3 protein-coding genes are annotated in these 2,471 nt (G+C 62.4%); all 3 read right to left on the bottom strand.

All coding sequences use genetic code 11. From position 1 onward, the window contains the following. Positions 1-51: 51 nt before the first annotated feature. The 3 genes from tnpC to AC097L_RS23160 all read right to left on the bottom strand — a co-directional run bounded on the left by tnpC (position 52) and on the right by AC097L_RS23160 (position 2,392). The gene (gene tnpC, locus AC097L_RS23170; RefSeq protein WP_479589097.1) at positions 52-1,566 is read right to left on the bottom strand and encodes an IS66 family transposase; all 1,515 of its coding nucleotides are present in this window, start codon (positions 1,564-1,566) and stop codon (positions 52-54) included. An 81-nt stretch (positions 1,567-1,647) separates the two neighbouring features. Beyond that, positions 1,648-1,980 carry an IS66 family insertion sequence element accessory protein TnpB gene (gene tnpB, locus AC097L_RS23165; RefSeq protein ID WP_479589096.1) on the bottom strand — a complete coding sequence of 111 codons (333 nt, stop codon included), beginning with the start codon at positions 1,978-1,980 and terminating at the stop codon, positions 1,648-1,650. 7 nt (positions 1,981-1,987) lie between these two features. Beyond that, entirely contained in the window at positions 1,988-2,392 is a 405-nt protein-coding gene (locus AC097L_RS23160) for a transposase (protein WP_479589095.1), read from the bottom strand. Positions 2,393-2,471 lie beyond the last annotated feature (79 nt).

The raw sequence follows: 2,471 nt of genomic DNA, 5'->3' as shown, positions 1-2,471 counted from the left end.
GTAAGCGTCCGGCCATCCCATGTTGACCACTGGCCACAGCCATGGTTGATTTCAAGGAGGGATGGGCTGCCAGCGATGCGGCAGCAGTTGTTCAATGTCCCGGGCCCTGTGCGTTGGCAACCGGGTCAGCACATCCTTCAGGTAGGCGTAGGGATCATGCCCATTCATCCGCGCTGACTGCACCAGACTAATCACCGCCGCCGCCCGCTGGCCCGCGCGTAGGCTGCCAGCGAATAGCCAATTGTTCCGGCCAATGGCAATTGGCCGGATCTGGTTCTCGATCCAGTTGTTGTCCACGGGCAACTGCCCGTCATCTGTGAAGCGCGTGAGCGCCACCCAGCGCCGCAGGCTGTAATCCAGTGCCCGGGCGGTGGCTGAGCTGTCCGGCAGCTTTTGCCTCTGCAATGTCATCCACTGGTGCAGGGTATCGAGCACGGGCTTGGTGTGCTGCTGGCGCAGCGCCAGGCGTTGATTGGGGGCTAGCTCCTTGGCCTCGCGCTCAATGTCGTAGACCTTGCCCAATTGCTCCAGCGCGAACCCGGCTATCTGACTCTTGTTGGCCGCATGCAGGTCGAAGAACTTGCGCCGGGCATGCGCCAGGCAGCCGGCTTCCGTGATGCCACTGACAAACCCGGCTTTGTAGCCACTGAAGTCATCGCACACCAGGCTGCCCCGCCAGTCGCAGAGGAAGTGCCTGGCATGTTCACCGGCCCTGGATTCGCAGAAGTCGTACACCACAGCTTTCATGTCTTCAAACACCCCTGGCGCGTAGGCCCACAGGTAGGCACGGTGCGTCGCTCCCTTGCCGGGTTTGAGCATTTGCACTGGTGTCTCGTCGGCGTGCAGCACGCGGTGGGTGAGCATCTCGGCTTTCAGTGCATCCACCAGCGGCTGCAGCCGCACGCCACAGTTACCCACCCACTGCGCCAGGGTGGAGCGGGGGATAGCCAGGCCAGCGCGTGCAAAGATAGTTTCCTGGCGGTACAACGGCAGGTGGTCGGCATACTTGGCTACCAGCACCTGGGCCAGGAGGCCGGTGGTGGGGATACCTTTGTCGATCACATGCGCGTCGACCGGAACCTGGGTGATGGTTTCGCACTTCGCGCAGGCCCACTTGCCACGAACGTGGCGCTCCACCGTGAACACGCCGGGCACATAGTCCAGCTTCTCGGCCACGTCTTCTCCGATGCGTTGCATCTGGCAGCCACATTGACAAGTGGTGGACGCTGGCTCATGGCGGATCTCCCGCCGGGGCAGGTTGGCCGGTAGCGGCTGGCGTTTGGGCTGTTGTTTGGCTTCGGGCGCAGCAGCCGGTGGCTGGAGCTGTTCGATCTCAACGGCAACTGCTGCCAGGTCGGCCTCGATCTCGTCTTCGAGCAGGCTCTTCTGCGCGGGGTTGAAGCGCTCGGACTGGGCGGCGAACTTCATGCGCTTGAGCAGCGCGTTCTCGTGCGTGAGTTTGGCGTTGAGCGCCTGGCTGTGGCGCAGTTCGGTGAACAGACGCGTGGTCATCTTGCGCAGCTGCTCTGCGCTCAGATCGTCCAGGTATTGCGGCTGTATCAACATGCGTCTACTGTGCCAGCGAAGCGCAGTAGCGGCTATTGGCGCATCTCCCAATTGGCGCTCAGAGGAACCAGGCCACAACGATCAGACCACGGTGATGATGCCCGCGTCTCCCATGCGCTGCCAGGGCAACCCCAGCACCAGCGCATCGAGCTGGGCAGGCCCAAGGCTGCAGTGGGCTTCACAAGCTGAAGCCCATATGAACTTGCCTTGGTGCAATCTACGTGCGGCCAGCCAGATACCGATGCCGTCGTGTACCAGCACCTTGATGCGGTTGGCGCGTTTGTTGGCGAACAGGTACGCATGGTGGGGGTGGGCAGCGCCGAAGACGGTGATCACCCGGGCTAAGGCGGTGTCGGTGCCTGCTCGCATGTCCAGCGGGGCGGTGGCCAGCCAGGCCGCGTCGATGCGGATCATGTGCGGATCACTTGAGAAGAGCAGCGGTCCAGTTCGCCAAGTCTGCCGCTGCACCCAGGGGCCATGTCATCATCATGGATAGCGCCCCCTTGCGCAGCTCAACCTTGATCTCCTGCTCCTTGTGCACAGGAGTTACCGGGGGCAACGCCAATGCAATGAAAGCGGGAGCCGGGGATGGGGCCCCAGTGATGGAGGCAACACAGGGCTTGGCCAGTTGATGGCAGCCACTGCGCTGGTGCTCCTTGAGCCAGCGGTGCAGCACGTTGGCGTTCATTCCCTGCTGGCCCGCCAGTGCCGCAATGGAGGCGCCGGGCTGTTGGCAGGCCGCCACCAGTTGAGCCTTGAACTCTGGCGTGTAAGTCCGGTGGGTGCGTCGGGTTGTATCTCTGGAAATCTCTGAATCTTTAAGCATGGTGTGCACGATCTGTTGCGTGCACACGATCTTGCGAGTGGAAAGGGCTCAGTTCAAGATGGGTTCGCCGGACGCTTAC

It is taken from the genome of Rhodoferax sp. RT5P35 (genome assembly GCF_056521385.1).
Note: the sequence above shows the minus strand (reverse complement) of the source record. Positions and strands in the feature narration are given on the sequence as shown.

Coding starts and splice junctions, on each gene's coding strand:
- tnpC (WP_479589097.1), bottom strand. CDS start 1,566: ATGTTGATACAGCCGCAATACCTGGACGATCTGAGCGCAGAGCAGCTG.
- tnpB (WP_479589096.1), bottom strand. CDS start 1,980: ATGATCCGCATCGACGCGGCCTGGCTGGCCACCGCCCCGCTGGACATG.
- AC097L_RS23160 (WP_479589095.1), bottom strand. CDS start 2,392: ATGCTTAAAGATTCAGAGATTTCCAGAGATACAACCCGACGCACCCAC.